Source organism: Bacillus sp. JJ722, assembly GCF_036963345.1.
Taxonomy (GTDB): domain Bacteria; phylum Bacillota; class Bacilli; order Bacillales; family DSM-1321; genus Bacillus_AD.
Genome location: NZ_JBALMO010000235.1, coordinates 1 through 1,809, shown reverse-complemented (window position 1 = coordinate 1,809; position 1,809 = coordinate 1). Strand labels below are relative to the sequence as shown.

Here is a 1,809-nt window from a genome sequence, read left to right as displayed (position 1 = left end):
ATTTGATTGTTACTATATACCTTCTGGGCTACAATTAAGAAAAAGAAACCTTAATTGGCATATTTTTTATTTCTTGTAAACTAGAGTCATCTATTTGGAAGCAGAGGGGGAAATGGGTTTGATCAAAAAGATAATATCAGGAATTATTTTACTTTTGCTTATTTCTGTAGCGATTGTACAAGCTATGGACAAAAAAAAAGAACCAGAATTACCGGGGTTAGACGTAGGGGGAAAGGCACCAAATTTTACACTTCAAAATCTTGAAGGTGAAAATGTATCGTTATCGGATTATAAAGGGAAAAAGGTGATCTTAAATTTCTGGGCAACATGGTGTCCACCGTGTCGTAAAGAAATGCCTGCTCTAGAGAAGTTTTACCAACAAAATAAAAATAAAATAGAGATATTAGCCATTAATACAGATCCAAAGAATGATGTGGCTGGTTATGTGAACAGTATGAATCTTACATTTCCAATCTTATTAGATGAAAAATCTGAAGTATCAGGTCAATATGATATATTGTCCTTACCTACTACTTATTTCATTGATGAAAAAGGAAAGTTGGTAAAAAAACAGATTGGTGAGCTTACATTTGAACAATTAAATCAAATAATGAGTGAACTATAAGAAAATGTGAAGCCATATTTTTAGTAGAAATGTAAATAGTTAGAAAAATTTTAATAATAAGATTTGTAACAATAATGACATAAATAATCGTTCTTTTGCTAATAATAAGTATTATCATAAAGATAAGAAGGTGATAATATGAAGAAAAGACGTAAGCTTTCGTTTGAGGATTTAGTTTTAGAAAATAAAAATGAATTATTAAAAGATATGAAAGCTTTAGAACGAATTGAAAGAAAATTAGAAGAACGACATTTAGAAAAAGCAGAATAAATATTACATGTTTCTCCTACTTTCGTAAACAATAGAGGTAAGGAGGGTGTGTATATGGGTAATCCAAAAAAAGATTCAAAACATTTTGCACCAAATCATATTGGTACAAAATCGCGTTCAGCTGGTGGTAATAAAGGAAAACAAATGCAAGACCAATCAGGTCAGCATCCACAAGTAATACAAACCAAAGGTGAATAGGCACCTATATATGAATGTAGTAAAAGAGTAAGAGATCTCTTGAATTAGAGTTCTCTTATTCTTTTTTATCATATGTTAAAATAACAAATAGGAAGGGGAGTTGCCGAGTGTTTATCTCTAAAAAAGATATAGAAGTTCGATATGCTGAAACGGACCAAATGGGAGTAGTCTATCATGCAAACTATCTAGTTTGGTTAGAATTGGGGCGAACACAAATTGTCAAAGATTTAGGATTTAATTATAGTGAATTGGAGAAAACGGGTTACGTTTCACCAGTATTAGAAGTGCACGTTTCTTATAAAAGATCATTAAGATACGGTGAAACGGCAACAGTACATACATGGATCGAAGAGTATTCACCAACACGAACCACATATGGTTATGAAATTTATAATGAGGATGGTGAATTAGCAGTTACTGCTACTACAATGAACATCGTTGTAAAAAAAGATTCTTTTCGACCGATTTCTATGAAACGTTATTTTCCTGAATGGCATGAAGTATATGAGAAAAATAAAAAACAAAAATAAATATGTGGATTAATAAAAGCCGCCTTGATGTAATAAGGCGGTTTTTTCTATCTAGTAAAAAATAAAGAAGAAAGAAGGCGTCCTCTAAGGTAATGGTGTTTTAGAATTTTACATATACGATACAGGCATTCTTCTTGTTGATCACGTTCTAACTGGTGCTAGGACTCTCACTTCAAAACGAAAGTA

General features: G+C 31.6%; 4 protein-coding genes. All 4 read left to right on the top strand.

Going from position 1 to position 1,809, the window contains the following annotated elements:
• The first annotated feature begins 118 nt into the window (after positions 1 to 118).
• The 4 genes from V7014_RS22395 to V7014_RS22380 all read left to right on the top strand — a co-directional run bounded on the left by V7014_RS22395 (position 119) and on the right by V7014_RS22380 (position 1,623).
• A complete protein-coding gene (locus V7014_RS22395) occupies positions 119 to 625 on the top strand; it encodes a peroxiredoxin family protein (protein ID WP_335510495.1) in 507 nt (168 codons plus the stop codon).
• 138 nt (positions 626 to 763) lie between these two features.
• A complete protein-coding gene (locus V7014_RS22390) occupies positions 764 to 895 on the top strand; it encodes an FbpB family small basic protein (protein WP_205061176.1) in 132 nt (43 codons plus the stop codon).
• 54 nt (positions 896 to 949) lie between these two features.
• Positions 950 to 1,093: an acid-soluble spore protein N gene (locus tag V7014_RS22385; protein WP_335510492.1), complete on the top strand. Its 144-nt coding sequence runs from the start codon at positions 950 to 952 to the stop codon at positions 1,091 to 1,093.
• Positions 1,094 to 1,200: 107 nt separating this feature from the next.
• On the top strand, positions 1,201 to 1,623 hold the full coding sequence (locus V7014_RS22380) for an acyl-CoA thioesterase (RefSeq protein ID WP_335510490.1): 423 nt from the start codon (positions 1,201 to 1,203) through the stop codon (positions 1,621 to 1,623).
• The last annotated feature ends 186 nt before the right edge of the window (positions 1,624 to 1,809 follow it).

Bases quoted from the DNA above. Each gene is read 5' to 3' on its own strand.
- V7014_RS22390 (WP_205061176.1), top strand. From the start codon at position 764: ATGAAGAAAAGACGTAAGCTTTCGTTTGAGGATTTAGTTTTAGAAAAT.
- V7014_RS22385 (WP_335510492.1), top strand. From the start codon at position 950: ATGGGTAATCCAAAAAAAGATTCAAAACATTTTGCACCAAATCATATT.